The 25371-nt window shown below is 65.1% G+C and carries 17 protein-coding genes; 8 read left to right on the top strand and 9 right to left on the bottom strand.

Annotation, left to right across the window (positions count from 1 at the left end; genetic code table 11):
• Positions 1-5: 5 nt before the first annotated feature.
• Both WCZ84_RS01740 and WCZ84_RS01735 read right to left on the bottom strand, forming a co-directional pair.
• Positions 6-1094, bottom strand: a complete 1089-nt coding sequence (locus tag WCZ84_RS01740; RefSeq protein WP_372684533.1) for an HlyD family secretion protein — start codon at positions 1092-1094, stop codon at positions 6-8.
• A complete protein-coding gene (locus WCZ84_RS01735; protein ID WP_372684532.1) occupies positions 1095-2588 on the bottom strand; it encodes an efflux transporter outer membrane subunit in 1494 nt (497 codons plus the stop codon). It lies immediately after the preceding gene.
• Between the two features lie 87 nt (positions 2589-2675).
• Here WCZ84_RS01735 and WCZ84_RS01730 point away from each other — a divergent pair, with 87 nt between their 5' ends.
• Positions 2676-3353: a TetR/AcrR family transcriptional regulator gene (locus WCZ84_RS01730; protein WP_372684531.1), complete on the top strand. Its 678-nt coding sequence runs from the start codon at positions 2676-2678 to the stop codon at positions 3351-3353.
• 25 nt (positions 3354-3378) lie between these two features.
• On the opposite strand, the gene WCZ84_RS01725 is transcribed toward WCZ84_RS01730, so the two are convergent.
• The 3 genes from WCZ84_RS01725 to WCZ84_RS01715 all read right to left on the bottom strand — a co-directional run bounded on the left by WCZ84_RS01725 (position 3379) and on the right by WCZ84_RS01715 (position 5118).
• A complete protein-coding gene (locus tag WCZ84_RS01725) occupies positions 3379-3618 on the bottom strand; it encodes a DUF2249 domain-containing protein (RefSeq protein WP_372684577.1) in 240 nt (79 codons plus the stop codon).
• 94 nt (positions 3619-3712) lie between these two features.
• Entirely contained in the window at positions 3713-3904 is a 192-nt protein-coding gene (locus WCZ84_RS01720) for an oxidoreductase-like domain-containing protein (RefSeq protein WP_372684530.1), read from the bottom strand.
• Positions 3905-3951: 47 nt separating this feature from the next.
• Positions 3952-5118 (bottom strand): cytochrome P450, encoded by a 1167-nt coding sequence (locus WCZ84_RS01715; RefSeq protein ID WP_372684529.1) that lies wholly within the window; start codon positions 5116-5118, stop codon positions 3952-3954.
• Between the two features lie 193 nt (positions 5119-5311).
• Between WCZ84_RS01715 and clpB the strand changes: the two genes are divergently transcribed.
• Positions 5312-7903 (top strand): ATP-dependent chaperone ClpB, encoded by a 2592-nt coding sequence (gene clpB, locus WCZ84_RS01710; protein WP_372684528.1) that lies wholly within the window; start codon positions 5312-5314, stop codon positions 7901-7903.
• A gap of 64 nt (positions 7904-7967) precedes the next feature.
• Here clpB and glnE read toward each other — a convergent pair whose 3' ends face one another.
• A complete protein-coding gene (gene glnE / locus WCZ84_RS01705; RefSeq protein ID WP_372684527.1) occupies positions 7968-10751 on the bottom strand; it encodes a bifunctional [glutamate--ammonia ligase]-adenylyl-L-tyrosine phosphorylase/[glutamate--ammonia-ligase] adenylyltransferase in 2784 nt (927 codons plus the stop codon).
• 27 nt (positions 10752-10778) lie between these two features.
• Here glnE and WCZ84_RS01700 point away from each other — a divergent pair, with 27 nt between their 5' ends.
• Positions 10779-14378: a YhdP family protein gene (locus WCZ84_RS01700; RefSeq protein WP_372684526.1), complete on the top strand. Its 3600-nt coding sequence runs from the start codon at positions 10779-10781 to the stop codon at positions 14376-14378.
• Positions 14379-14437: 59 nt separating this feature from the next.
• Here the strand turns inward: WCZ84_RS01700 and gdhA are convergent, their stop codons facing one another.
• The 3 genes from gdhA to trxA all read right to left on the bottom strand — a co-directional run bounded on the left by gdhA (position 14438) and on the right by trxA (position 17479).
• Complete coding sequence (gene gdhA, locus WCZ84_RS01695) at positions 14438-15778, bottom strand: NADP-specific glutamate dehydrogenase (RefSeq protein ID WP_372684525.1); 1341 nt, start codon at positions 15776-15778, stop codon at positions 14438-14440.
• 13 nt (positions 15779-15791) lie between these two features.
• Positions 15792-17048 (bottom strand): transcription termination factor Rho, encoded by a 1257-nt coding sequence (gene rho / locus WCZ84_RS01690; protein ID WP_372684524.1) that lies wholly within the window; start codon positions 17046-17048, stop codon positions 15792-15794.
• Positions 17049-17152: 104 nt separating this feature from the next.
• Positions 17153-17479, bottom strand: coding sequence for a thioredoxin TrxA (trxA, locus tag WCZ84_RS01685; protein WP_372684523.1), 327 nt, complete (start codon positions 17477-17479; stop codon positions 17153-17155).
• 154 nt (positions 17480-17633) lie between these two features.
• Between trxA and WCZ84_RS01680 the strand changes: the two genes are divergently transcribed.
• The 5 genes from WCZ84_RS01680 to WCZ84_RS01660 all read left to right on the top strand — a co-directional run.
• Entirely contained in the window at positions 17634-19595 is a 1962-nt protein-coding gene (locus WCZ84_RS01680) for a DNA topoisomerase IV subunit B (RefSeq protein ID WP_372684522.1), read from the top strand.
• A gap of 9 nt (positions 19596-19604) precedes the next feature.
• Positions 19605-21911, top strand: coding sequence for a DNA topoisomerase IV subunit A (gene parC, locus WCZ84_RS01675; protein WP_372684521.1), 2307 nt, complete (start codon positions 19605-19607; stop codon positions 21909-21911).
• Positions 21912-21944: 33 nt separating this feature from the next.
• Entirely contained in the window at positions 21945-22991 is a 1047-nt protein-coding gene (locus WCZ84_RS01670; RefSeq protein WP_372684520.1) for a CDP-6-deoxy-delta-3,4-glucoseen reductase, read from the top strand.
• Positions 22988-24241 (top strand): D-amino acid dehydrogenase, encoded by a 1254-nt coding sequence (locus WCZ84_RS01665; RefSeq protein WP_372684519.1) that lies wholly within the window; start codon positions 22988-22990, stop codon positions 24239-24241. The genes WCZ84_RS01670 and WCZ84_RS01665 overlap by 4 nt, the downstream gene beginning before the upstream one ends.
• Before the next feature lie 5 nt (positions 24242-24246).
• Positions 24247-25371 (top strand): extracellular solute-binding protein (locus WCZ84_RS01660; protein WP_372684518.1); only part of this gene is annotated, 1125 nt, incomplete at its 3' end.

The following is a 25371-nucleotide window of genomic DNA, read 5'->3' as shown; positions in this document are numbered from 1 at the left end:
CGACCTCAGTCCTCCAGGATCGTCTGCAGCGACTGGGTGACCGCAAGGGATTCGGGCCAGTGGGCCTGTGCATCGAGTTTCAGCCAGGCGACCCCCGGCACACCCGTCTTGACCTGTTCGAGGTGCCGGCGCAGCAGCGCGGGGGGCAGTTGGGCGCGTACCCGGAACATCAGCTTCTGGCGTTCGCTGGCGGTCTCGACGGTTTTGGGCGTGAACTGGGCCTGGCTTGCTACAAAGGACACCTGTGCCGGAATGACGTATTCGGGCGCGGCATCCAGCACGATGCGGACTTCGCTGCCCAGGGCAATGCGCCCGGCGTCGGTCTCGGGTACGAAAAACGTCATGTAGACATCGGCCAGATCGAGCAGGTTCAACACGCGACCGCCGGCACCCAGTACCTCGCCCGCGCGGGCCGTGATGATCTGGACGCGGCCATCACGCGGGGCGCGCAGGTCGGCGTCCTGCAGGTCGGCATCGATGCGCGCCACGCTGGCGACAGCCGCGGCCACTTGCGCTTCGGCGCCGGTCACTTGGGTCTGGGCGGCTTGAATGGCCGCGACGGCCGCGTCAGCCTGGGCTTGGGCGGCGGCGAGGGCGGCTTGCGCGCCTTGCACGCGGGCGCGATCGTCATCGAGTTCCTGCTGTGACGAGGCGCCGTCACGCGCCAGCGCTTCTGAACGGTTCAGGCGCCGGCGGGCGGCATCGAGTTCGCTTTCGCGCAGCGTGACCAGTGCCCGGGCGGCACGCAGGTCGCTCTCGCGCAGGGCCACCTGCGCGTGTGCCGTGGCGACGCCGTGGCGGGCCTGCGCGTGCCGGGCCTCGGCTTCGCTGCGGGCGGCGTTCAAGGCACTGACGTCCATGCGCGCCAGGACGTCGCCGGCGCGCACGAAATCGCCTTCTCGTACGTGCACTTCGGCCAGCCGCCCGGGCAGCTTGGTGGCGACGTCGATCTCGGTGGCCTCCATGCGGCCGTTGCCCATCACGAAACCGTCGGTTGCGGTCGAATCATTCCAGTGGCTCCAGGCGAGCCAGGCCCCCGCCCCCAGGATGACGAGCATGGCCAGGGGTAGCCATTTTCTGAGGTGTGTCTTCATTTAGAGCGTCCTTGGCGTTGAATGGGTCTGGCGTTGCGCGGATGGCGCCGCAGGCGCGGCGGGGTCCAGGCCTGTGGAACCGCCCCCCAGCGCGTTGTACAGGCGCAGACGCGCGATCAGCAGGGCTTGGTGCGCAAGCACCAGTTGTTGCTGCGTCGCCAGCAGGTCGCGCTCGGCGTCCAGGACTTCGAAGTACCGCGCGGCGCCGGCTTCATAGCGTCGGTTCGCCAGGCGTGCCCGCTCGGCCTGCGTGATTTCAGTGGCCTGCAGCGTGGCCAGCCGTGCCTGTTGCCACTGGCGCGCCGCCAGCGCATCGGCGACGTCCCGAAAGGCGTTCTGGATGGTGTTCTCGTAGTGCGTCACAGCCAGGTCGCGGCGTACTTCGGTCAGTTCGAGCTGCGCGCGCCGCTCGCCGCCATCGAACAGCGGCAGGGAAATGCTGGGCGCGAAGGACCAGACGCGCGTGCCGCCGCCGAACAGGCCGTCGAGCTCGGCACTGGCTGTGCCAGACAGCCCGGTCAGGGCGATGCGTGGAAAAAACAGGGCGCGCGCTGCGCCGATGCGGGCATTGGCGGCCTTGAGCATGTGCTCGGCGGCAATCATGTCGGGGCGGTTTTGCAGCAGCTCGGAGGGCAGGCCCGGCGCCAGTTCGCGCCAGGGTGCCATGGCCGACAGGGGCTGGCCGACAGGCGGCAGCTGCAGGCCGGGTTCGCCCACCCACACCCCCAGCGCGTGCATTTGTGCACTGCGTTCGAGCTGCAGCTGCTGCACCAGGGCCTGGGCTTGCTGTTGCAGGAGGTCAGCCTGGGTGAGGTCCAGGCGTGAAGCCGAGCCCACTTCGTAGCGGCGCGCGAACACCCGGCGTGATTCCGTGCGCGTGGCCAACGCCTGTTCGGCCAGGTCGATACGTTCGTCCAGGGCGCGCAGATTCAGGTAGCCATCGGCCACCTGCAGGATCAATAACAGGCTGGCCGCACGCCAGGCTTCGGTGGTCGCCAGGTAGGTTTCCAGCGCGGCGTCGTTCAGGCTGCGTATACGCCCCCAGAAGTCCAGTTCCCAGTGATTGACGCCCACGCCGAGCTGGTATTGGCTGGAGACCGTGGCCTGGCCCGCCGGGCTGAAATCGGCGGCGCTGCGGCTACGCGCCGCGTCTGCGCCCAGGCCGATCGTGGGGGCCCGTTCGGCGCGAGAAATGCCGTACGCGGCGCGTGCCTCTTCGATGCGCAGCAAGGCCGTGCGCAAATCGCGGTTGTTGGCCAGTGCACGGGCGATCAGGTCTTGCAGCCCGGGCTCGGTGAAGTAGTCTGCCCAGGCCAGTTCGGCTGCCGCCGGCCCTTCGGCGTACTCTTCGGGGTGGGTTGAATCGACGGGAAACTGCGCAGGGATGGGGGCCGGCGGGCGCTTGTATTCGGGCGCCAGCGAAGTACAGCCAGCCAGCACCGACAGGCCGATGAGCCCGGGTAACAGCCGCCTGGCGCGAACGCGGAAAGCCATGGTGCGGTCCTCGTATTGAATTGACTACCGACTGGTCGGTATGTAATATAGCAGAAATCCTGATGGAATAAAATTAAAAGATGTGATATGCAATCCGAAGATCACCCTCACGGCGACCGGCCTGTCTCGGCCCGGTCGCGTGCACCGCGCTTACGCCTGACTCCCGAAGAGCGGGTACCGCAGATACTGGATGCCGCGCTGGCCGCGTTCTCCCGGCAGGGTTTTGCCGCCACCCGCATGGATGACATCGCCCGCCAGGCCGGGTTGTCCAAGGGGGGGCTATACGCGCATTTCGACAGCAAAGATGCGATTTTCAAGGCACTGCTCGATCGCAGCCTGAATCGCATGCGCTGGGAAGACATGCCGCAGCTGGCGGCGGGCGCTTCCAGCCGCGCGGTTGCCGAATGGGTCGTGAATCAGCTCGACGCCACCGTGCTGGCGCCCGATACGGTGGCCATCGTGCAATTGCTCATTCCGGAACGCGCCCGCGTGCCGTTGCGCGTGAACGAATGGAAAAACAGCGTGGGCCACCTGCGGGCCACGCAAGTGGCGGGGCTGATCGCCAAGAATCTTGCCAGTGGCCCGCTGCGCGGCAGCGTCCTGGCGCGCCACCCCTGGCTGGCCTTGTCACCGGCCATTCACGTGTTGCTGTGGCGGGTGCTGTTTGGCCCGGACAGCGCACCGGATCCAGACTTTCGCCAGGCCCATATCGACTTGCTGTGCGAACTGCTGGCCGTCCGTCCCGACACCCGGCCGCCGACATGAGCACCGGCGCGAAACGCGCCTGCTGCTATGACACGATGTGGAAATCGATGACGATTTCGCCCGGGTTGCGTGCCAGGTATTCGAACTCGATATTGGCCCCAAAATGATTCTTGAGCTGTTGCAGCAGGGGCAGGGGATCGTGATCGTTGCAAAACCGCATGGTTTCGCCGGGCTGCAGCGCAGACAGGGCGCCAAAGATGGCGGCGTGCCTGAATCGCTTGGCAATGCCGCGGGCATCGAGCGGATAGGTGTTTTCGGCAAACATGGGGATGGAGTCTGAGGCCACGGTATGCGCATCCTGTAGTGGGGAAAGAAGCCCGGATTATAGGAAGGCGCCCCCCTTGAAGACCCTCAGAACCCTATGCTCGACAGGGTTGTACGGATGGCGCATGCCGCGCATCCCAGTCTTGTGCGGCTTTTTCCCAGGCCCGCTTTTCATCCACCCAGGTGTCGAACACGCAAGGCGTGCAGCCGTTGCCGCAGCAGTCGTTCAGATCGGGTTCCTCGGGGGGAACCGGGCGCGGGTCGTGTGCGGGGTCGGTGTCGTTCATGCCCATATTGTAGATCAGAGCCGTCGGGCCGGGCGGCCCCGTGAGTGTCAATGACGCAGACGCAGGGGGGCCTGGCGGTAGCCGCTGGCCGGGTAGATGGCCGGTAGCGCCGGGTGCCCCGGAACCTGCTCGAGCGCCTGGGTGCCGGCCAGCAGCGCCTGGACCATGATTTCGATTTCGAGCCGGGCCAGCGGGGCGCCGGGGCAGGCGTGGACGCCGGCGCCATAGAGCAGGTTGAGGGTGGGATCGCGGTCCAGGCGGAACTCGTCGGGGTCGCCGAACACGGCTTCGTCGCGGTTGGCCGATGCCCAGATCACGGTGACGCGCTCGCCGGGCTGGATGGTCTTGCCGCCGAGCTGCACAGGGCAGGTGGGCGTGCGGCGGTTGGCGATGAGCGGCGCATGGATGCGCAGGATTTCGTCATTGGCCGCCCGTATCAGCGCCGGGTTCTGGCGCAGGTGGTCCTGCAGCTCGGGATGCGCGGCCAGATAGTGGGCTATGATGCCCACGCTGGAGGCCATGGTGCCCAGTTCGCCGACCGTCCAGTTGCGCAGGATGCTGACGATTTCTTCTTCGGTGATGGGGCGCCCATGGATGGTTTCGCGCATCAGGCGCCCGGTGACGTCATCGGGCGCGCTGTCGCCCAGCGCGCGCCGCCTCTGCAGGATGCCGCGTATGGTGTCGTCGAATTCGATGGCCACCGCTGCAATCTGGCCGCGGTCGCCGGACAGCGTGGCGGCATTCTTGTGGTAAATCCATTCCAGCAGGGGTTCGTGCAGAGCTTCGGACCACCCCATGAAGGCGCACTGGGTGCGCAGCGCAAAGGGATGGGCCAGGTCGAACATGGCTTCGATCATACCGTTGCGCGGCAGGGCCCTGACGATCCCGTGGCAGATGCGCCGGCACTCGGGTTCGAATTCAGCCATTCGCGCTGCACTGAAGTACGGATCGATGACGGCTCGCCAGGCATCGTGCTCGGGCGGGTCCATGCTGTTCGGCACCGAGACGTGGCTGGAGGCCTGGCTGCTGAAGCGCTGATGGTCGGTCACGACACGCAGCACATCGGCATGCCTGAAGACCGAATGGTGCAGATAATCGCTGTAGGCCACGGGACATTGGTGGCGCATGCGGTCGTACGCGGTGATTGGGTCGGCCAGTACGTCGGGGGCCCGGGGATCCCAGTCCTGGCCGTGGTGGGGTGTTTCTGATGGCATAGCGGGGGGGAAAGATCCGTTTCGCCCACTGTACCATGGGGTTAACCCTTGAATTTGGGAACACCCAATACCAGGGCCGGATTTCCGTTATTTCTTGAGTTGAGTCAAATCCGACCGCTTGAAATTGCGTGAAACTGTCCCGATCTGGTGTGTATCGGGGCGTGATGCCCTCTCCCATTGAAGGGATATTCCAATGCGACTAGAAAAACTGACGACGAAGTTCCAGCAGGCGCTGGCCGATGCACAAAGCCTGGCGGTGCGCAATGACCACGCCTATATCGAGAACGTGCACCTGCTGCTGGCCCTGCTCACCCATGCCGACCACGGCAGCGCCAGCCTCCTGGCGCGCGCCGGGGTGGCCGTGCCGCGCCTGCAGGCCGAACTCGAGCGCCAGCTCAAGGCGCTGCCGACCGTGCAGGGTACGCAGGGCAATGTACAGATCAGCCGCGACCTGCAGGCTGCGCTGGCGCGCACCGACAAAGAAGCGGGCCAGCGGGGTGATGAGTACATCGCCAGCGAGCTCTATCTGCTGGCCCTGGCCGACGACAAGGGCGAGGTCGGGCGGGCCCTGCGCGAGGCGGGATTGCAGCGCCAGGCGCTGGAGGCCGCCATCGAGGCCGTGCGCGGTGGCGCTTCGGTATCCGATCCGGATGCCGAAGATCAGCGCGAGGCACTCAAGAAGTACACGCTCGACCTGACTGCGCGCGCGCGAGAAGGCAAGCTCGATCCAGTGATCGGGCGCGACGACGAGATCCGTCGCACCATTCAGATCCTGCAGCGGCGCACGAAGAACAACCCGGTGCTGATCGGCGAGCCCGGCGTGGGCAAGACGGCCATCGTCGAAGGCCTCGCGCAGCGCATCGTGAATGGCGAAGTCCCCGAGACCCTCAAGGGCAAGCGCGTCCTCACGCTCGATCTGGCCGGCCTGCTGGCCGGGGCCAAGTACCGGGGTGAATTCGAGGAGCGCCTCAAGGCCGTGCTCAAGGAACTGGCCCAGGACGACGGGCGCAGCATCGTCTTCATCGATGAACTGCACACCATGGTCGGTGCCGGCAAAGCCGAAGGCGCCATGGATGCCGGCAACATGCTCAAGCCGGCCCTGTCGCGCGGCGAGCTTCACTGCGTCGGGGCCACGACGCTCGACGAGTACCGCAAGTACATCGAAAAGGATGCCGCGCTCGAGCGGCGGTTCCAGAAAGTGCTGGTCGACGAACCCGATGTGGAATCCACCATCGCCATTCTGCGCGGCCTGCAAGAGCGTTACGAACTGCACCATGGGGTGCAGATCACCGATCCGGCGATCGTGGCGGCTGCCGAACTCTCCCACCGCTACATCACGGACCGCTTTCTGCCGGACAAGGCCATCGACCTGATCGATGAAGCCGCCGCGCGCATCCGCATGGAAATCGATTCCAAGCCCGAAGTCATGGATCGGCTCGACCGGCGCATCATCCAGTTGAAAATCGAGCGCGAAGCGGTCAAGAAAGACAAGGACGAAGCCTCCGAACGGCGCTTGAAGGCGATCGAGGACGAACTCGCCGACCTGCAGCGCGAATACAACGACTACGAGGAAATCTGGAAGGCGGAAAAGGCCGCGGTTCAGGGGTCCCAGGCCGTCAAAGAAGAAATCGACCAGGTGCGCGCGCAGATGGCCGAACTCCAGCGCAAGGGCCAGTTCGACAAGCTTGCCGAACTGCAATATGGTCGGCTGCCCGAACTCGAAGCCCGTTTGCACGCCGCCGAGGCCAGCGCCCAGGAAGTCGATGCGGACCAGCCGCGCCTGCTGCGCACCCAGGTCGGTGCCGAAGAGATCGCCGAGGTCGTGTCCCGGGCCACCGGGATCCCCGTGTCCCGCATGATGCAGGGCGAGCGCGCCAAGCTGTTGGGCATGGAGGCCGTCCTGCACGAGCGGGTGGTGGGCCAGGATGAAGCCGTTCGTCTCGTGTCCGAGGCCATCCGCCGTTCGCGGGCGGGCCTGTCCGACCCCAGCCGGCCGTACGGTTCGTTCCTGTTTCTGGGCCCAACGGGCGTGGGCAAGACCGAACTCACCAAGGCGCTTGCCAGCTTCTTGTTCGATTCGGATCACCATCTGGTGCGCATCGACATGAGCGAGTTCATGGAAAAGCACTCGGTGGCGCGCCTGATCGGCGCCCCTCCGGGGTACGTGGGCTACGAAGAGGGCGGCTACCTGACGGAAGCCGTGCGCCGCAAGCCCTACAGCGTGATCCTGCTCGACGAGATCGAAAAGGCTCATCCCGATGTCTTCAACGTGCTGCTGCAGGTGCTGGACGATGGCCGCCTGACGGATGGCCAGGGGCGTACGGTCGATTTCCGCAATACGGTGGTCATCATGACCTCGAACATCGGTTCGCAGTATATCCAGAACATGGCCGATCAGCCATACGAGGTCGTCAAGGAAGTCATACGCGACGAACTGAAAACCGCCTTCAGGCCCGAGTTCCTGAACCGCATCGATGAAATCGTGGTGTTCCATGGCCTCGATGCGACCCACATCGAGCCCATTGCCCGTATTCAGATCCAACGTCTGGCCGAGCGCCTGGCCCAGCAGGAGATGCGCCTGGAGGTCACCGATGCGGCCATCAGCGAATTGGCCCGGGCCGGCTACGATCCGGTATTCGGCGCGCGGCCGCTGAAGCGGGCCATCCAGCAGTATGTGGAAAATCCAGTGGCCCGGCTGATTCTGGAAGGCCAGTTCGGCCCGCGCGACGTGGTGCCGGTCGACTGGGACGGCGAGCGCTTCGTGTTCGAGCGCACGCTGCAGTAAACCGGCGACGGCCCGGGTGGCCGTGTCTGGTGGCCCGGCGCCCCCTGAGGATCGGTCAATCGCCTCAGGGGGCTGGGCCGTCCTCGGCCGGCCCCAGTACCTGCTCCCAGAGCAGGATCACGGCTTCACGCTCGCGCACGAACGCCAGGCCGGGCACCCGCGCCTTGTCTGCGCCCTGCAAGCGCAGGGCGTGCTGGCGCCGCCGGAAGGCCCGATAGGCGCTGGCGGCTTCGTCGGCCAGCACCTGGGGGATCAACCCGGCCCGCGCGGCCAGACCCAGCAGCGCGATGTTGCCCAGGTTGTCGAGCAGTTCGGGGTGGGCGCCGGCGTGGCAGAGCACCAGATATTGGGTAATGAACTCGATGTCGACCATACCGCCGCGATCGTGCTTGAGATCGAACAGCCCGCTCGGGTTGGGATGCCCCTGCGCAATTTTTTCGCGCATGGATCGTACCTGCCCGCGCAGCGCGTCGGGATCACGGGGCAGCAGCAGGATCTGCCGGCGAATGGCCTCGAATCGGGCGCCGATCGCCGCATCGCCGGCGACGAAGCGTGCCCGGGTGAGCGCCTGGTGCTCCCATGGCCAGGCCTGTTCGAGCTGGTAGCGGTGAAATGCGTCGATCGGCACGGCGAGCAGGCCCGCATCGCCATCTGGACGCAGACGCAGGTCGATGTCGTAGAGCCGGCCCGATGAGGTCAGGGTCGAGAGCCATGAGGCCACGCGTCGGCCCAGCTTGGTATAGCGTTCGCTGGCTTCGTGATCAGGGTCGTCGTACAGGAATACCAGATCCAGGTCCGAGGCATAGCCGATTTCCTTGCCGCCCAGTTTGCCGTACGCGATGATTGAAAAATGCGCTGCGGGTGGATGCGCGCGCAGGGTCTTGGGCAGCACCTGCGGCCATACACGTCGGATGGCCTCGGCCAGCATCAGGTCGGCCAGGGCCGACAGATGATCGGCCAGGGTTTCGACGCTGAGCAGGTTTTCGAGATCCTGTGCGAGCAGCTGGAAGGTGATCTGGTGCTGGACATCACGCATCAGGTTCATCTGCGTTTCGATGTCCGCCTCGCCGTCGGGCAATACGCAGGCGTCCAGGTCGTTGCGCAGTTGATCGGCCAGGACTTCGAAGTCGGGCACCGTCAGCAGGCTGCGCCATTCGATCAGGCTGTCGAGCAGCAGGGGATAACGGCTCAGGTAGTCGGATGCCCAGGGGCTCGCGTGTACGATGCGTGCCACGCGCGCCAGTGTTTCGGGGTATTCGGACAGCAGCGCCAGGTAGGCGCTGCGTTGCATGATGTGCTCGAGCAGGTTGAGCATGCGCTGCAGGGTCAGGACCGGGTCGTCGGTGCGCAGTGCCGCCTGCTGTAAGTGGGGCAGCAGGGCATCCAGGCGTCGCCGGCTTGCGGCGGGCAGGCTGCGCACGCGGCTACCGGCCAACAGCGCCTGGATGCGTGCCCGCAGGCTGTCTTGCAGCGTGACGTCCAGGGGGGTGTGGACGGTGTCGGAGGCCTCGGGCGGCGGCGGGGCGGGGCGGCGGTTGCCCGCCGACCCGTCGGCCACCCCGGCCAGGCGGAACGCATCATGAAAATAACGGCTGACCTGGTCCCGGTGGGCCTGCAGGCAGGCAGTGAATGCGCCCGCCTGCGCGAAACCCATGCTTTGGGACAGGGCCTGCAGGGTCTCGGTGTCGCGCGGCAGCAGATGGGTCTGCTCGTCTTCGCGGTACTGCAGGCGGTGCTCCACCTGCCGCAGGAACACGTAGGCCGATTCGATCGCGCGCATGTCATCTTCGGCCAGGAGCCCGGCACGGCGCTGTTTGTGCAGCGCCGCCAGCAGGTTGCGCTGTTGCAGCGAAGGCTGCTGGCCGGCGCGGATCAGCTGGTTGAGCTGCACCACGAATTCGATTTCCCGGATACCGCCTTCGCCCAGCTTGATGTTGTGCCAGGCGTCCACCCCGCGCCGGGCGTGGGCGCGCTGTTGCCAGTCGTGGCGGATGCGTTCGCGCAATTCGCGCAGCGCGGCCAGCGCATCGAAGTCCAGGTACTTGCGGTAGACGAACGACCGGCGCAGCGCCTCGAGGCGGTGGCCCTGGTCCCGGTGTGATGATTCGTCGTGCAGGGGACAGGGGATCAGGCGCGCCTTGAGCCAGGCGTAGCGCTCCCATTCGCGCCCCTGGTGGATCAGGTAGTGTTCCAGTGCGCGCAGGCTCCAGGCCAGTGGGCCGCTGCTGCCGTCCGGGCGCAGGCGCAGATCGGTGCGAAACACGATGCCATGGATGTCTGGTTCGGACAGGATGGCGCTCATCAGGCGGATCGTCCTGCCGTGGAATTCCTGGTGGCTGAGCGGGCGTGCGCCGTCGGTTTCGCCGTCGCGGTCATACAGCATGATCAGGTCGATGTCGGACGATACGTTCAGCTCTTTGCCGCCCAGCTTGCCCATGCCCAGGATCAGCATGTCCTGGGGTCGGCCGTCGTGCGCATTGCGCGGCAGGCCATGGCGCTGTGAAATTTCGCGCTGCGCACAGGCATAGGCACTGCCCACGGCAAGATCCGCCAATTGGGACATGGCCGACACGACTTCATGCAGCGTGGCCTGGCCGTTCAGGTCCCGGACCATCAGCGTCTGGAATACACGCCGGCGCAACTGGCGCAGACGGGTCTGCAGTTCCGTGCGCGGCAGTTCCGGGTCGGCCAGTGCGTGCTCGCTGAACCAGCCCGCCAGCACCTTGCGCGTCAGGGCCTGTTGCGCATCGGCCAGCAAGGCGTTGCGTGCCTGTGGATGCGCGTCGAGATGGCGGCGCAGATAGCCGGACCAGGCCAGCGCTGGCTCCAATATAATGGGATCGGACATGGGCTCCAACATACTGCAAATCATGGCATGCGCCAATTGAATTCACGCCTTGCCGCAACCTGTGGCCGGTACCTGCTTCGGCTCCTGATCGGCCTGTACATCGTTCTGGCATTGTGCGTGCTGGGGGTGCGTTATGGCCTGTCGCCCCTTTTGCAGTATGCCCAGCCGCAGATTCAGGCGCACCTGTCGCGTGCCCTCGGGGCCGGGATCCAATGGGATGCGCTCGAGATCCAGTGGCAGGGTTTCAGGCCCCGCATTGAGGTGCACGATGTCCGTCTGCGCTCGCCAGATGGCCGAGATCTACTTACCATCCCGTCGGTGCGGGCGCTGGTCGATTGGCCCGCCTGGCGTCCTGCGCAACCGGGCCTGCTGCAGCTGCAGACCCGCGGGGTAGCGTTGCATCTGGTGCGCCTGCCCGATGGGCGGCTGGATATCCCTCTGATCGAAGACAATAGCTCTGCAGCCGACCAGGCCGTGTCGGATGCCACGCTGTTGTGGCTGCTGTCCCAGCCCATGCTCGAGCTGCGCGATGCCTCGTTGCGCTGGACGGATCAGACCCGCGATGGTACGGCGCTCAGGCTCGACGGGGTCAACCTCGTTCTACGTCGTTTGCCTGGGCAGGGGGTGGGGGTGTCGTTGACGGCGCGTACGTCGGCGGGGCCACAGACCCATCTGGCGTTCAAGGCCTTGCTGGGGGATGCGGCTGCCCTGGTGTCGGGCCAATGGCCGACGTCGTGGCAGGCCTGGCTGCAGCTGAAGGGTACCGATGCGGCCGCCTGGCGCCCATGGCTGGATGTGCCGTCCGCCCTGCAAAAAGGCAGTCTCGACGTGCAGTTCTGGGGGGATTCGTCAAAGGCCGCGCCGCAAGTCACGATCTGGCTGCAATCCCGTGGCCTCGCATGGCAAGCGGGGGCCGAAGACCTGGTGCAGGTGGCCGATGCACAGGTCTGGGGGCGCGCCGGTCTCGACGTTCTGCGGACCCTGGGGCGCGAGGGGCAATTGCGCGGGACGGTCGCGTTCCAGGCGCGGGCCCAGGGCGCAGCATTGAAGGCGCCTGACTGGTTCGACCACGAACTAGCGCTGGGGGTACTCGAGGCGGGTGGGCAGTTCGTGGGGCGGTCGGCCGATCCGGTCGATGCCCCGGCGGCCCGCAATCTGGCCTTGCAGGTCGATCATTTTCGTTGGCTCAACCCTGACGTCAGCGTACAGGGGCAGGGCCACTGGGCCTCGGGCCAGGGGGCTGGCCAAGCCGATTTCAACGGCCGGATCGAGCGCGCAGAACTGGCTGCCATCCATCGCTACCTACCCCTTGAGGTAGACGAAGACGCGCGCGCCTGGCTGGCCACGGGTCTCAAGCAGGGCGAACTGCGCGATGCCGACTGGCAGTTGCGGGGCGATGTCGCCGAGTTCCCGTTCGGGGATCGGCCCGAGGCCGGCGACTTCCATTTGGCAGGCCGGCTCACGAACGCCACAGTCGATTTCGTGCCGGATGCCGTCGATGCCGACCGCTGGCCGCTGCTCGAGCAGATCGAAGGGCGTGCAGATCTGCGTCGCACCGATCTGCGCCTGCAGGGCGAACGGGCGATGATGCAGCCGGCGCCGGACGCCGATTGGATCCACCTGAGCGACATCCAGGCGCGGATTCCGGATCTCGAAAACGACACGACACTCGAGGCGTCGGGCCAGAGCCAGGCCAGCGGCCAGACCTGGATGGCGTTCATGCGGCATTCTCCCGTGGGCGACATGCTCCAGGGCCTGTTTGCCGAAGCACAGGCCACGGGTCAATGGAAGGTGCCGCTGTCGCTGACGGTGCCCCTGCTGCACAGCATTGATACGCAGGTGCATGGTCAGGTGGATTTTTCCGGGCCGGCCAGCGTGCGTTTCCTGCCCGGGGCGCCCATGATCGAGGCCATTACAGGCCGGTTGCACTTCGATGAAAACGGGGTGAGCCTACCCGACCCCCTCAAGGCCCGGTTGCTGGGGGGCGACTTGAACATCTCCGGCGCATTGGGTCCTTCCAGTGCGCCGGGGCTGGCGCTGCATGGCCATATGACGGCTGCTGCCCTGCGCGCGCTGGCGAACGTGTCGGGCATGCAGCGGATTTCCGGGTCGATGGCCTGGCAGGCCTTGTTGCACCGCAAGGGCCATGGCTATCATTTGGAGCTTGAATCGGCAGTGGAAGACCTGAAGCTCGATTTTCCAGCGCCACTGGCCAAACCCGTGGGCGAGGCGATGCCCTTGCGCGCAGACTGGAGCAGTGAGGCGCAGGGTCTGGAGCGTCTGGACTTCCGGCTTGGGGATGCCCTGAACCTGATATTGATCCACCGGCCGGGTTCGCCGAAACAGCCTTACTTCGAGCAGGCGGCCATGGGCCTGGGCCGAGCCGCTGCCAAGCCGGTTCCGGGCCTGCAAGTGGACGTGGCCTACCCGCTGGTCGACGTGGATGCATGGGATCGTATCGCCGATGAATTCGAGGCACCCACCACGGCGCGGACCGCGCCGGGCCTATGGCCGGCGCTGGTGGCCTTCAGCGTGCAGGCGGATCAACTGCGCCTTCTCGGAACCCGGCTCGACCAGGCGTCCTTGCGGGCTGTGCAGGCCGAAGGGGGCCAGTGGTCCGTCAACCTGCGCTCCGAGCAGACCCGCGGCACCCTCAAGTGGCAGGCGCGCCAGGGCAAGGTGCAGGGCCGGGTGAGCGCGCATTTCGATCGTCTGAGCCTGGGCGACGACCCCAGAGACACGGGTTCCCTGCTGCCGAAGTCCTCGGCAGAAATCACGCAGGATCCAGAGGAAGAGGTTTTCATACCGGCAATCGTCCTGCAGGTGGAAGACTTCCGCCTGTATGGTCATGCCTTGGGTCCCCTGGCACTGGAGGGCGAGCAGGATCGCGCCGGCAAGGTCTGGACACTGGGGCGGCTGCGGATCGGCCCGGCGGGAACCCAGCTGCAGGGCACTGGGGTCTGGCACTTGCAGGGGCCGGATCGTGGCTTGTCCATCAAGGCGCGCCTGGACACCGACAACCTGGGGGCCTGGATGGACCACGCGGGTTGGCCCGGGGTGCTGGCCGGCGGGCAGGGCGAGATTCATGGGCATTTCAATTGGCGCGACTTGCCGTGGAGTACCCGCATACAGGATATCCAGGGCGAGCTGGTACTGGCGCTCGACAAGGGCCGTTTCCCCCAGGTGGATTCACGTTCCGCCAAATTTCTGGAGTTCTTCTCGCTGCAGTCCGTCTCGCGTCTGTTCCGGCTCGAGGGCGCGCTGGCGGGCCTGGTACGGGAGGGCTTGCCGTTCGACCAGTTGCGCGGCACGCTGACGCTGAATCATGGCTTGGCACGCATGCAGGACTACAAGATGATCGGCCCGGCCGGAACCCTGCTGCTCGATGGCACCGCCCATCTCATCGACGAGACGATGGATTTGCAGGCCGTCGTGGTACCCAATCTGGATGCCAGCGGGGCTTCCGTGGCGGCGGGCATTGCCGTCAACCCCTTGGTGGGCCTGGGAGCGTTCGTGACGCAGTGGCTGCTGAAAGATCCTCTGGCGCGCGCGATGACCAAGCGATACCGGATCACCGGTGCCTGGGAGGACCCGCAGCTGGAAGAGGTCAGCCTGACGGACGGATGATGAAAAAGGCTCCCTGGGGAGCCTTTTTCAGAGTTGCAGAACGGTATTCGGGGGGATCATCAGTACACCCCCTGCGCCAGCATGGCGTCGGCCACCTTCACGAAGCCGGCGATATTGGCGCCGTTCAGGTAATTGACCTTGCGCCCCTGGGCCCCGTAGTGCACGCAGTTTTCGTGGATGTTGCGCATGATGGCGTGCAGCCGGCTGTCAACCTGATCGCGCGTCCAGTGCAGGCGTTGGGCGTTCTGGCTCATTTCGAGACCCGACACCGCGACGCCGCCGGCGTTGCTGGCCTTGCCGGGTGCATAAAGCACGCCGGCCTGAATGAAGGCTTCGGCGGCATCATAGCTGCTGGGCATGTTGGCGCCTTCGGCCACACAACGCACGCCGTTGGCGATCAGGGTGCGGGCGTCTTCCAGCGTGAGCTCGTTTTGGGTCGCACAGGGCAGGGCCACGTCGACCGGTACGTGCCATGGGCATCGGTTGGCTTCGTATTGCAACCCGAAGTGCTCGGCGTATTCTTCGATGCGCCCCCGACGCTCGTTTTTGAGGTCGATCAGCCAGGCGAGTTTTTCGGCGTTGAAGCCGGCCGGGTCGATGACGCAGCCCTGGGAATCGGAGGCAGACACCACCCGGGCCCCCAGTTGCATGCATTTTTCGATGGCATACTGGGCGACATTGCCTGAGCCGGATACCGATACCTTGTAGCCTTCCAGCGACTGCCCGGCATAACGCAGCATTTCCTCGGCAAAGTAGACGGTGCCATACCCCGTGGCCTCGGGGCGGATCAGGCTGCCGCCGAACGCGGTGCCCTTGCCGGTGAATACGCTGCCAGACTGGTTCGACAGTTTTTTCATCATGCCCGCCATGTAGCCGACTTCGCGGCTGCCCACGCCGATGTCACCGGCCGGCACATCCGTATCCGGCCCCAGGTGGCGGTAGAGTTCGAGCATCAAGGCCTGGCAGAAACGCATCACTTCGGCGTCGGACTTGCCTTTGGGGTCGAAGTCTGATCCCCCTTTGCCGCTGCCCATGGGCAGCGTGGTGAGGGCGTTCTTGAAGGTCTGTTCGAAGGCCAGGAACTTGAGGATGGACAGGTTGACGGAAGGGTGGAAGCGCATGCCACCCTTATAGGGCCCGATGGCCGAGCTGTGCTGGATGCGGTAGCCCCGATTGACGCGGATCTGCCCGTTGTCGTCCTGCCAGCAGATGCGGAACTGGATGATGCGTTCGGGTTCGATCAGCCGCTCGAGCAGCGCCTGGTCTGCGTAGTGCGGGTGCGCCTGTATGTAGGGCCACAGGCAGTGCATGACTTCGGTGACGGCCTGCAGGTATTCGGGTTGATTCGGGTCCCGGGCCTCGACCCGGGATAGAAAATCATCAACAGAAGAGGAATTCATCAAGGGATCTCGCTTATTTTTTCATCATGTCAAAGAATTCGGCGTTGTTTTTGGTGGCCCGGATTTTGTCCAGGATGAATTCCATGGCTTCGACATCATCCATATCGTGTATGAATTTGCGCAATACCCAGATTTTCGGCAGAAGTTCCGGGCTGATCAGGAGTTCTTCGCGACGTGTGCCGGATTTGTTCAGGTTGATGGCCGGATAGATGCGCTTTTCGGCCAGGCGGCGCTCGAGATGCACTTCAGAGTTGCCCGTGCCCTTGAATTCTTCGTAGATGACCTCATCCATGCGGCTGCCCGTTTCGATGAGGGCGGTGCCGATGATGGTCAGCGAGCCACCCTCTTCGAGGTTGCGCGCCGCACCGAAGAAGCGTTTGGGGCGTTGCAGGGCATTGGCATCGACGCCGCCGGTGAGCACCTTGCCCGATGCCGGGACAACGGTGTTGTAGGCGCGGGCCAGACGAGTGATGGAGTCGAGCAATATGACCACGTCTTTCTTGAGCTCGACCAGGCGCTTGGCCTTTTCGATCACCATTTCAGCGACCTGCACGTGTCGTGTGGCCGGTTCATCGAAGGTGGACGCCACCACTTCGCCGCGCACCGTGCGCTGCATTTCGGTGACTTCTTCGGGTCGTTCGTCGACCAGCAGGACGATCATCACGGCATCGGGATAGTTGGCCGTGATCGCATGCGCGATATGCTGCATCATCACGGTCTTGCCGGATTTGGGGCTGGCGACGATCAGGGCGCGCTGGCCTTTGCCGATGGGGGCAAAGATGTCCATGATGCGCCCAGTGATGTTTTCCTTGCTCTTGATGTCACGCTCGAGCACCATGGGGACGTCGGGGTGCAGCGGCGTGAGGTTCTCGAACATGATCCGGTGCTTGATGGCTTCCGGGAGCATGCCGTTGACCTTGTCGACCTTGACCAGCGCGAAGTAGCGCTCGCCGTCCTTGGGCACCCGGACTTCGCCTTCGATCGAGTCGCCCGTGTGCAGGTTGAAGCGCCGTATCTGCGAGGGCGAGATGTAGATGTCGTCGGTGCTGGCCAGGTACGAAGTCTCGGGGGAACGCAGAAAGCCAAAGCCGTCGGGCAGGACTTCGAGGACCCCATCGCCGAAGATTTGTTCGCCCTGTTTGGCGCGCCGCTTCATGATGGCGAACATCAGTTCCTGTTTGCGCAGGCGGTTGGCATTTTCGATCTCTAGACCGGCGGCCATTTCGAGCAGCTGCGAGACATGCAGTGCTTTGAGTTCATTCAGGTGCATGAGTTGGAAACGGAGGAGGGGACAGAGGGACCGTCTGGACAGCCGCAAGCCCCGGATGGGGCTTGTGCATGGAGGCGTGAAAGGTACGGATCAGGATGGCGTGTTTACAGGGCTTCGTCGAGGAAGGCTTGCAGCTGGTTGCGCGAGAGGGCGCCAACCTTGGTGGCAACGACCTGCCCATCTTTGAAGAGCATCAGTGTGGGGATGCCCCGGATGCCGTATTGCGCAGCGCTGGCCGGATTGTCGTCGACATTGAGTTTGGCGATGGTGAGGCGGCCCTGGTGCTTGCTGGCGGCTTCTTCGAGCAGCGGCGCAATCATTTTGCAGGGGCCGCACCATTCGGCCCAGAAGTCGACCAACACCGGGCTTTCGGATTGGAGCACGTCGGCCTGAAAGGACGCATCACTGACGTGCTGGATGGAGTCGCTCATTGTATTTCGGAACCTGGGATAAACGAAGGCGGGGCGGGGGGTTGGGCAGGCCATGCACGGAGTGCCCAAGCCCTGTTTCCGTCAAGCATAACATTATCTTCGTAAAATGGTGCTTTTTTCTGGCCCGGGCAGCGGACGAAACACGGACGAAACATTGACTACAGCACGATACGACGAATCCTCGATTCAGGTTCTCAAGGGGCTCGAGCCGGTGCGCCAGCGCCCCGGCATGTACACGCGAACCAACAATCCCCTGCACATGCTGCAAGAGGTGATCGACAATGCGGCCGACGAAGCGCTGGCAGGCTTTGCGCAGCTGATCGCGGTCATCTGCCATGCGGACGGCAGCCTGTCGGTCCAGGATGACGGGCGTGGGATCCCCGTGGGGCTGCATCCCCAAGAGCAGCTGCCGGTCATCGAGCTGGTGTTCACCCGCCTGCACGCGGGCGGCAAGTTCAGCAAAGAAGGGGCGGCGGCCTACGCGTTTTCCGGGGGGCTGCACGGGGTCGGCGTTTCGGTCACCAATGCATTGGCCTCGCGGCTCGAAGTGACCGTCTGGCGCGATGGCGCAGAGTGGCAGATGGCATTTGCCGATGGCGCTGTCGCCCAGCCCCTGCAGAAGGGGGCGACCGTACCCAAGAAACGCACGGGCACCCGGGTACGGGTGTGGCCGGACGCGCGCTTTTTTGATCAGCGGCAGGTGCCGCAGGCCGAGCTCGAGCACGTGCTGCGCAGCAAGGCGGTGCTGCTGGGTGGCTGTCGTGTCAGCCTGGCCCTTGAAAAGACCGGGCAGCTGCGCGAATGGCACTATGCCGGCGGCCTGTCGGGCTACCTGTCCGAAGCGCTGGCCGGCTCGGCGCTGCTGGTGCCCCTGTTCGAGGGCGAGCAAGCCATCGGCCCGGATGACGAGCACCATGCGCCCGGCGAAGGGGCGCACTGGGTCGTGGCCTGGTCCGAAGAGGGCCCCGTGGTGCGCGAATCCTACGTCAATCTGATTTCCACGCCAGCCGGCGGCACCCATGAATCCGGCCTGCGCGAGGGGCTGTTCAATGCCGTCAAATCATTCGCCGATATGCACAACCTGGTTCCCAAGGGCTTGCGGCTGCTGCCCGAGGACGTTTTTGCCCGGGCCAGCTTCGTGCTCTCGGCCAAAGTGCTGGATCCCCAGTTCCAGGGGCAGATCAAAGAACGCCTGAACAGCCGTGACGCGGTGCGGCTGGTGGGTGGCATCGTGCGCAACGCGCTCGAGCTATGGCTTCATGCGCACGTCGAGCATGGCCGCAAGATCGCCGAACTCGCCATTGGGCAGGCGCGCACCCGGGTGCGCGCCACGCGCAAGGTTGAAAAGCGCAAGGGATCGGGGGTTGCGGTCCTGCCGGGCAAACTCACCGACTGCGAGTCGTCGGATGCCTCGCGCACGGAAATCTTCCTCGTGGAGGGCGATTCGGCAGGCGGCTCGGCGAAGATGGGGCGCGACAAGGAATTCCAGGCCATCCTGCCCCTGCGCGGCAAGATCCTGAACGCCTGGGAAGTCGAACGCGACCGTTTGTTCGCGAATCACGAGATCCACGATATTTCGGTCGCGATCGGGGTCGACCCCCATGGTCCCGGCGAGCGGGTCGATCTGTCCGGCTTGCGCTATCGGCGCATCTGCATCCTGTCGGATGCGGACGTGGATGGTGCCCACATCCAGGTATTGCTGCTGACGCTGTTCCTGCGGCATTTTCCGCAGCTGATCAAGGCCGGGCATGTGTACGTGGCGCGCCCGCCCCTGTTTCGGGTCGACGTTCCAGCGGCCGGCAAGCGCCCGGCGCGCAAGCTGTATTGCCTGGACCAGGCCGAACTCGATGCACTGCAGGAAAAACTGCGCAATGAAGGCCTGCGCGAGGGCAGCTGGCGCATCAGCCGTTTCAAGGGGCTGGGTGAAATGAATGCCGAGCAGTTGTGGGATACGACCCTCAACCCCGATACCCGCCGCCTGGTGCAGGTGCAGCATGGTCCGGATGGCCGCGAGGCGTCGGCGCAGATGTTCGACATGCTCATGGCGCGCGGTGAGTCCGCCCGGCGGCGCGCCTGGCTGGAAGAAAAAGGCAATCTGGCCGATGTGGATGTATGAGGCAGCAGAATGGATCGAGACGTGGACATCAATGAGGCTGGGGATGAAGAAGGCTTGATGCTGGCGCATTTTGCCGAGCAGGCCTATCTCGACTACGCCGTGTCGGTCGTGCGGGGCCGGGCCCTGCCGGATGTGGCCGATGGCCAGAAGCCGGTGCAGCGGCGCATCCTGTACGCGATGGACGCCATGGGCCTGGGCGCCCAGGCTCGGCCCGTCAAGTCGGCGCGTGTCGTGGGCGACGTCCTGGGCAAGTACCACCCGCATGGGGATCAGGCGGCCTACGACGCCATGGTGCGCATGGCACAGGGGTTCGTGCTGCGCTATCCCCTGATCGATGGCCAGGGCAACTTCGGCTCGCGCGATGGCGACAACGCTGCGGCCATGCGCTACACAGAAGCCCGCCTGACGGCCTTTTCGCGCCTTCTGCTCGATGAGCTCACTGAAGGCACGGTCGATTTCGTGCCCAACTACGATGGCAGCCAGCATGAACCGGTCTGCCTGCCGGCGCGTCTGCCCATCATGCTGCTCAACGGCGCTTCGGGGATTGCGGTGGGCATGGCCACCGAGATCCCGTCGCACAACCTGCACGAAATCGCGCGGGCCTGCGTGGCGTTGCTGCGCAAGCCGGACCTTCCGGATGCCGAACTGTATGCCCTGATTCCAGGACCCGACTTCCCGGGCGGCGGACAGATCATTTCAACGGCCGAAGACATCGCGCAGATCTATGGCAGCGGCCGGGGCATTTTGCGCGCCCGGGCGCGCTGGCATTTCGAGGAACTGGCCCGTGGCCAGTGGCAGCTGGTGGTCACCGAGCTGCCGCCCGGCACGTCCAGCCAGAAGGTGCTCGAAGCGATCGAGGACCTCACCAACCCCAAGCCCAGGGCCGGCAAGAAATCGCTGTCGGCCGAACAGCAGCAGACCCGTGCGCAGGTGCTGAGTCTGCTCGATGCCGTGCGCGATGAATCGGGCAAGCAGGCGCCCGTGCGCCTGGTGTTCGAGCCCAAGACGGGGCGTGTCGATCGTGAAGCGTTCGTCAGCCTGTTGCTGGTGCGCACGGGCCTGGAAGGCAACGTGCCGGTGAACCTGGTCTGCATCGATACCGATGGGCGCCCGGGGCAGCGGTCTCTGCGCGAGATCCTGGAATCCTGGCTGGGCTTTCGGCTGCAGACGGTCACGCGCCGGACGCGCCACCGGCTGGCCAGGGTGCTGGATCGCATCCACATCCTGGAGGGCCGGCTCATCGTTCACCTGAACGTGGACGAGGTGATCCATACGATTCGCGAGGCGGATGAACCGCGCCCGGCACTGATGGCGCGCTTCAATCTCAGCGAGCGGCAGGCCGACGACATCCTTGACATGCGCCTGCGTCAGCTGGCGCGCCTGGAAAGCATCCGCATCGAGCAGGAACTGGATCAGAAGCACAGCGAACGGCAGCAGTTGCAGGAATTGCTGGATCACCCAACCGCCATGCGCCGGCTCATGGTGCGCGAGATCGAGGCCGATGCGCGGCAGTATGGCGATGATCGCCGGACCCTGATCGAAGAGGCCCACCGGGCGGTGCTCGAGAGCGCTGTCGTCGACGAGCCCGTCACACTGGTGGTATCGCGCAAGGGCTGGCTGCGGACTCGGCAGGGGCACGGCCTGGATCCCGCGCAGTTCGCCTTCAAGAGTGGCGACGATCTGTATGGCCTGCTGGAATGTCGCAGTACCCAGGATCTTGCCGCGCTCTCCGACACGGGACGCAGCTTCGGGGTGGCTCTGTCGCAGGTGCCCTCCGGCCGGGGGGATGGCCAGCCCATCACGGCGATGGTCGAACTCGAAGCGGGCAGCCGTATCGTGCACGTTCTGGCGGGCGACCCAGAACAAGCCCTGCTGCTGGGGGTGGATTCGGGCTATGGTTTCAAGGCCTGCCTGGGGGATCTGCTCACCCGTCAGCATGCGGGCAAGCAGTTTCTCACCGTAGCCCAGGGCGAGACGCTTCTCAGGCCGCTGATGCTGCGCGCGGCAGACCACGCCGTGGCGCTGCTCAGCCAGAAGGGCCGGTTTCTGGTGGTGGGTCTGGATGAGCTCAAGCAGCGTCCGACCGGGGGGCGGGGCACCATCCTCATGGGGCTGGATGCGGGGGATTCAATCGCCCAATGGGCGGCCGTCAATGAACGGGGCCTGGTGTTGCGCGGGGTCTACCGTGCACGCGACACCGAGCTCGTCCTGACGCCTGCCGAGCTGACGGCGTATGTCGGGCGCCGGGCCCGCAAGGGCAAGTGGCTGGAGGTGAAAATCAAGCAACCCAGCCTGTGGCCTGCACGCGAGGACTAAAATGCCCTGAGCATCGAACAACGGGATCAGGACATGGGTTTCAAGGTCACTGTACAGCCGTCGGGCAAAATCTTTTCGGTTGAACCTGGGCAAACGGTATTGGACGCCGCCCTGGCCGAGGGCATCTTGCTGCCATACAGCTGTCGCAACGGCACGTGCTCGACGTGCCAGGGGCGCGTGGTATCCGGCGATTACGATGCCGGATCCGCGCCAGCGCGCATCCTGGATGCCGCTGAACTCGCCGCCGGACACACCCTGCTGTGCCAGGCCAGGCCGCTCTCGGACCTGGTCGTGGACGTCCAAGAGGTGCAGCTTTCCGACGACATTCAGGTGGCCCGGATGCCCGTTCGGGTCCTGGCGCTCGAACCTTTGGCGCCCGACGTGCTCGAGCTCACCTTGCAGCTGCCCTCGGCGCAGGCCTTTCGGTTCCAGCCTGGCCAGTATCTGGATTTTCTGTTTCCGGACGGGGCGCGCCGCAGCTATTCCATGGCCTGCCCGCGCCTGCACGAACACACGCTGACGCTGCACGTGCGCCATTCCCCGGGTGGCTTCCTGACCGACCGGCTTTTCGGGCAGGCGGACCCTGCCATCAAGGTGCGCGACATCCTGCGCATCGAAGGGCCTCTGGGGTCGTTCTTCGTGCGCCCGGAGATCGACAGGCCGCTGGTGTTCCTGGCCAGCGGCACGGGCTTTGCACCCATCCGGGCCATGATCGAAGCACTGGCCGAAGGCGGCGATGCGCGCAGCGCCGTTCTGTACTGGGGCGGGCGACGGCCAGCCGACCTCTATCAGCTCGACGTCGCCCGTGGCTGGGAGACCCGCTGGCCGGGCTTTCGGGTAGTGCCGGTGGTTTCCGATGCGGCGCCCGATGATGTCTGGTCGGGGCGCACTGGCTGGGTACACAGCGCGCTCATGGCGGATCTGCCAGACTTGTCCGGACATCAGGTGTATGCCTGCGGCTCGCCGCTCATGGTCGAGGCCGCCCGGCGCGACCTGGTGCAGCACTGCGGCCTGCCGGCCGATTGCTTTTTTGCCGACGCCTTCGTCACCGAAGCGGATCGGGCCAGGGTCACGGCATGAAAATCGTCGTGCTCGGGGCGGGCATCGTGGGCGTCAGCAGCGCCTGGTGGCTGGCGCAGGCGGGCCATCAGGTCACGGTCATCGATCGCCAGCCGGGGGCGGCGCTGGAGACCAGCCGGGCCAACGGCGGGCAGATATCCGTCTGTTATGCCGAACCCTGGGCCAGCCGGCATACCTGGTATCAGCTGTGGCATTATCTGGGGCGCAGCGATGCCCCTATGCGTATCGCGCTGCAGCCCAGCCTGCAGCAATGGCTGTGGTGCGCCCGGTTCGTGCGCGAATCGCGCCCGCATCGTTTTGCAGCGAACCTGCGGGCCATGGTCGGCCTGGCGCAATACAGCCGCCAGCAGCTGGGCGGCCTGCGCCAGGCGCTGCACATCGATTATGACCACCTCGAGCGCGGCATACTGGCTTTCTACCAGGACGAGCGCGAGTTCAGCTACGCTCGCAAGGCGGCTGCTGCGATGCGGGCGCTCGGGGTGAATCGCCAAGTGCTGGATGCCGCGCAGGTGCTGCAGATCGAGCCGGCCCTCAAAGCGGCTCGCCAGCCCATCATCGGGGGCGACTACACCGCCGAAGACGAATCCGGAGACGTGCATCGCTTCACCCGGGCGCTGGCCACGCACGCCGAGGCGGCGGGGGTGCGCTTCCTGTTCAACCGCCAGGTGAATCGGCTGCTGGCGGTGGGTGGCCGCATCGCGGTGGCCGAACTGATCCAGCCCGATGGCTGGTTCGAATCCATGCACGCCGATGCCTGGGTCGTGGCCCTGGGCAGTCATTCACCGGCCCTGGTGCGGCCACTGGGCATCGCGTGTCCCGTCTGGCCGGTCAAGGGGTACTCGGCGACGTTCGCGCTGCGCGAACCAGACGCCGTGCCGCAGGTCAGCCTGATCGATCAGGCCTCGAAGCTGGTGTTTTCGCGCTTGGGTGCGCATTTGCGTGTGGCGGGTACGGCAGAACTGGGTGGTTTTTCGCGTACGTTGGATACATCACGTTGCAATCGGCTGGTCGAACGGGTGCGCCGGCTGTTCCCAAGCGGGCCTGATTTTGCTAATGTTCGGTTTTGGTCCGGCTTGCGGCCGACCACTCCCTCCAATGTCCCACTGATTGGCCCCACCCGGATTCGCAATCTCTTCCTGAATACCGGGCACGGCAGTCTGGGCTGGACCATGGGCGTTGGGTCGGGCAAGGTCCTGGCGGATCTGGTGTCCGGCCGCTCGCCCGAAATCGACTTTCCTTTCTTGGGTTGAAGCACATGACATCCATTCTCGGCGCCAAGCCGGCTCATATCGGCCAGGGCCTGGCCGGCGTTCTGCTGGCCGCCGTCCTGGCCGGTTCCGCGCATGCCGCGGTCAAGATTCCTCTTTGGCACTCCCTGCAGGGTCATAACGCGGACGTCCTGCAAGACCTGGTACGTTCCTGGAACCGCAGCCAGTCCGACGTCGACGTGTCACTGCGGCAGTTCGACACGCCCGAAGCGCTCGACCAGGCGCTCAACCAGGCCGCCGGTGCCAAGAAACTGCCCGCGCTGGCGCAGATTGGCAATACGCATACGCTCGATCACATCGCAAAACGCCCTTACGTGCAGCCCTTTCACTTGCTGCAAGGCCAAGCGGCGTTCAAGGGGGCCGATTGGTTTCTGGCCACAGACAACGCTTTTGTGCACGATGCCAAGGGGCGGCTGATGGCGTTTCCGTACATGCTCGAGATCCCGGTCATGTACTACAACCAGGCCGCATTCCAGAAAGCGGGGCTGACACCGACCGAACCGGCGCGCATCTGGATCGACCTGCAGGGGCAGCTGGTGGCGCTCGCCAACAAAGGTTCGCGCACCTGCCCACTGACCTCCAACCTGCCGGTGTCGATCAATCTGGAAAACCTCGCCGCGGTCAACAACCAGTTCTATGCCGGCGCCGATAACGGTCTCACGGCCAAGGGCTTGCCCAGCTTTTCCTTCAATTCCACCTATGTGCGGCACTTGTCGCTCATGATCAGCTGGGTGCGTTCCGAGATCATGACGCGCCCGGATGCCGGCCTGCGTGCCGTCAGCCGCTTCGCCGAGGGCGAATGCGCCGTGCTCATGTCGGATTCCGGCCACATCGGCGAGTTCGATGCCCAGCGCAAGCTGCAGTTCGCCGTTTCGGGCTTGCCCTATTATCCCGAAGTCACGCGCAAGCCGGGCAATCCGTTCGTGAATGGGTCGGCCTTGTGGGTCATGAAGTCCGACAAGGCCGTGACGGATGCCACGGTCACGTTCCTGGGCTGGTTGGCCAAGCCCGAACAGGCGGCCCGCTGGTATCAGGAAACAGGCTATCTGCCGCTCACCAAAGCGGCATTCAACCAGACCCCCGAGAACTATTACCGACATCTGGGCGCCTGG

The organism is Castellaniella sp. (genome assembly GCF_041675725.1).
Lineage (GTDB): Bacteria > Pseudomonadota > Gammaproteobacteria > Burkholderiales > Burkholderiaceae_B > Castellaniella.
The sequence above is the reverse complement of the archived record's forward strand: the minus strand, read 5'-3'. Positions and strand labels throughout refer to the sequence as shown.

Coding starts and splice junctions, on each gene's coding strand:
- WCZ84_RS01740 (WP_372684533.1), bottom strand. CDS start 1,094: ATGAAGACACACCTCAGAAAATGGCTACCCCTGGCCATGCTCGTCATC.
- WCZ84_RS01735 (WP_372684532.1), bottom strand. CDS start 2,588: ATGGCTTTCCGCGTTCGCGCCAGGCGGCTGTTACCCGGGCTCATCGGC.
- WCZ84_RS01730 (WP_372684531.1), top strand. CDS start 2,676: ATGCAATCCGAAGATCACCCTCACGGCGACCGGCCTGTCTCGGCCCGG.
- WCZ84_RS01725 (WP_372684577.1), bottom strand. CDS start 3,618: ATGTTTGCCGAAAACACCTATCCGCTCGATGCCCGCGGCATTGCCAAG.
- WCZ84_RS01720 (WP_372684530.1), bottom strand. CDS start 3,904: ATGAACGACACCGACCCCGCACACGACCCGCGCCCGGTTCCCCCCGAG.
- WCZ84_RS01715 (WP_372684529.1), bottom strand. CDS start 5,118: ATGCCATCAGAAACACCCCACCACGGCCAGGACTGGGATCCCCGGGCC.
- clpB (WP_372684528.1), top strand. CDS start 5,312: ATGCGACTAGAAAAACTGACGACGAAGTTCCAGCAGGCGCTGGCCGAT.
- glnE (WP_372684527.1), bottom strand. CDS start 10,751: ATGTCCGATCCCATTATATTGGAGCCAGCGCTGGCCTGGTCCGGCTAT.
- WCZ84_RS01700 (WP_372684526.1), top strand. CDS start 10,779: ATGCGCCAATTGAATTCACGCCTTGCCGCAACCTGTGGCCGGTACCTG.
- gdhA (WP_372684525.1), bottom strand. CDS start 15,778: ATGAATTCCTCTTCTGTTGATGATTTTCTATCCCGGGTCGAGGCCCGG.
- rho (WP_372684524.1), bottom strand. CDS start 17,048: ATGCACCTGAATGAACTCAAAGCACTGCATGTCTCGCAGCTGCTCGAA.
- trxA (WP_372684523.1), bottom strand. CDS start 17,479: ATGAGCGACTCCATCCAGCACGTCAGTGATGCGTCCTTTCAGGCCGAC.
- parC (WP_372684521.1), top strand. CDS start 19,605: ATGGATCGAGACGTGGACATCAATGAGGCTGGGGATGAAGAAGGCTTG.
- WCZ84_RS01670 (WP_372684520.1), top strand. CDS start 21,945: ATGGGTTTCAAGGTCACTGTACAGCCGTCGGGCAAAATCTTTTCGGTT.
- WCZ84_RS01665 (WP_372684519.1), top strand. CDS start 22,988: ATGAAAATCGTCGTGCTCGGGGCGGGCATCGTGGGCGTCAGCAGCGCC.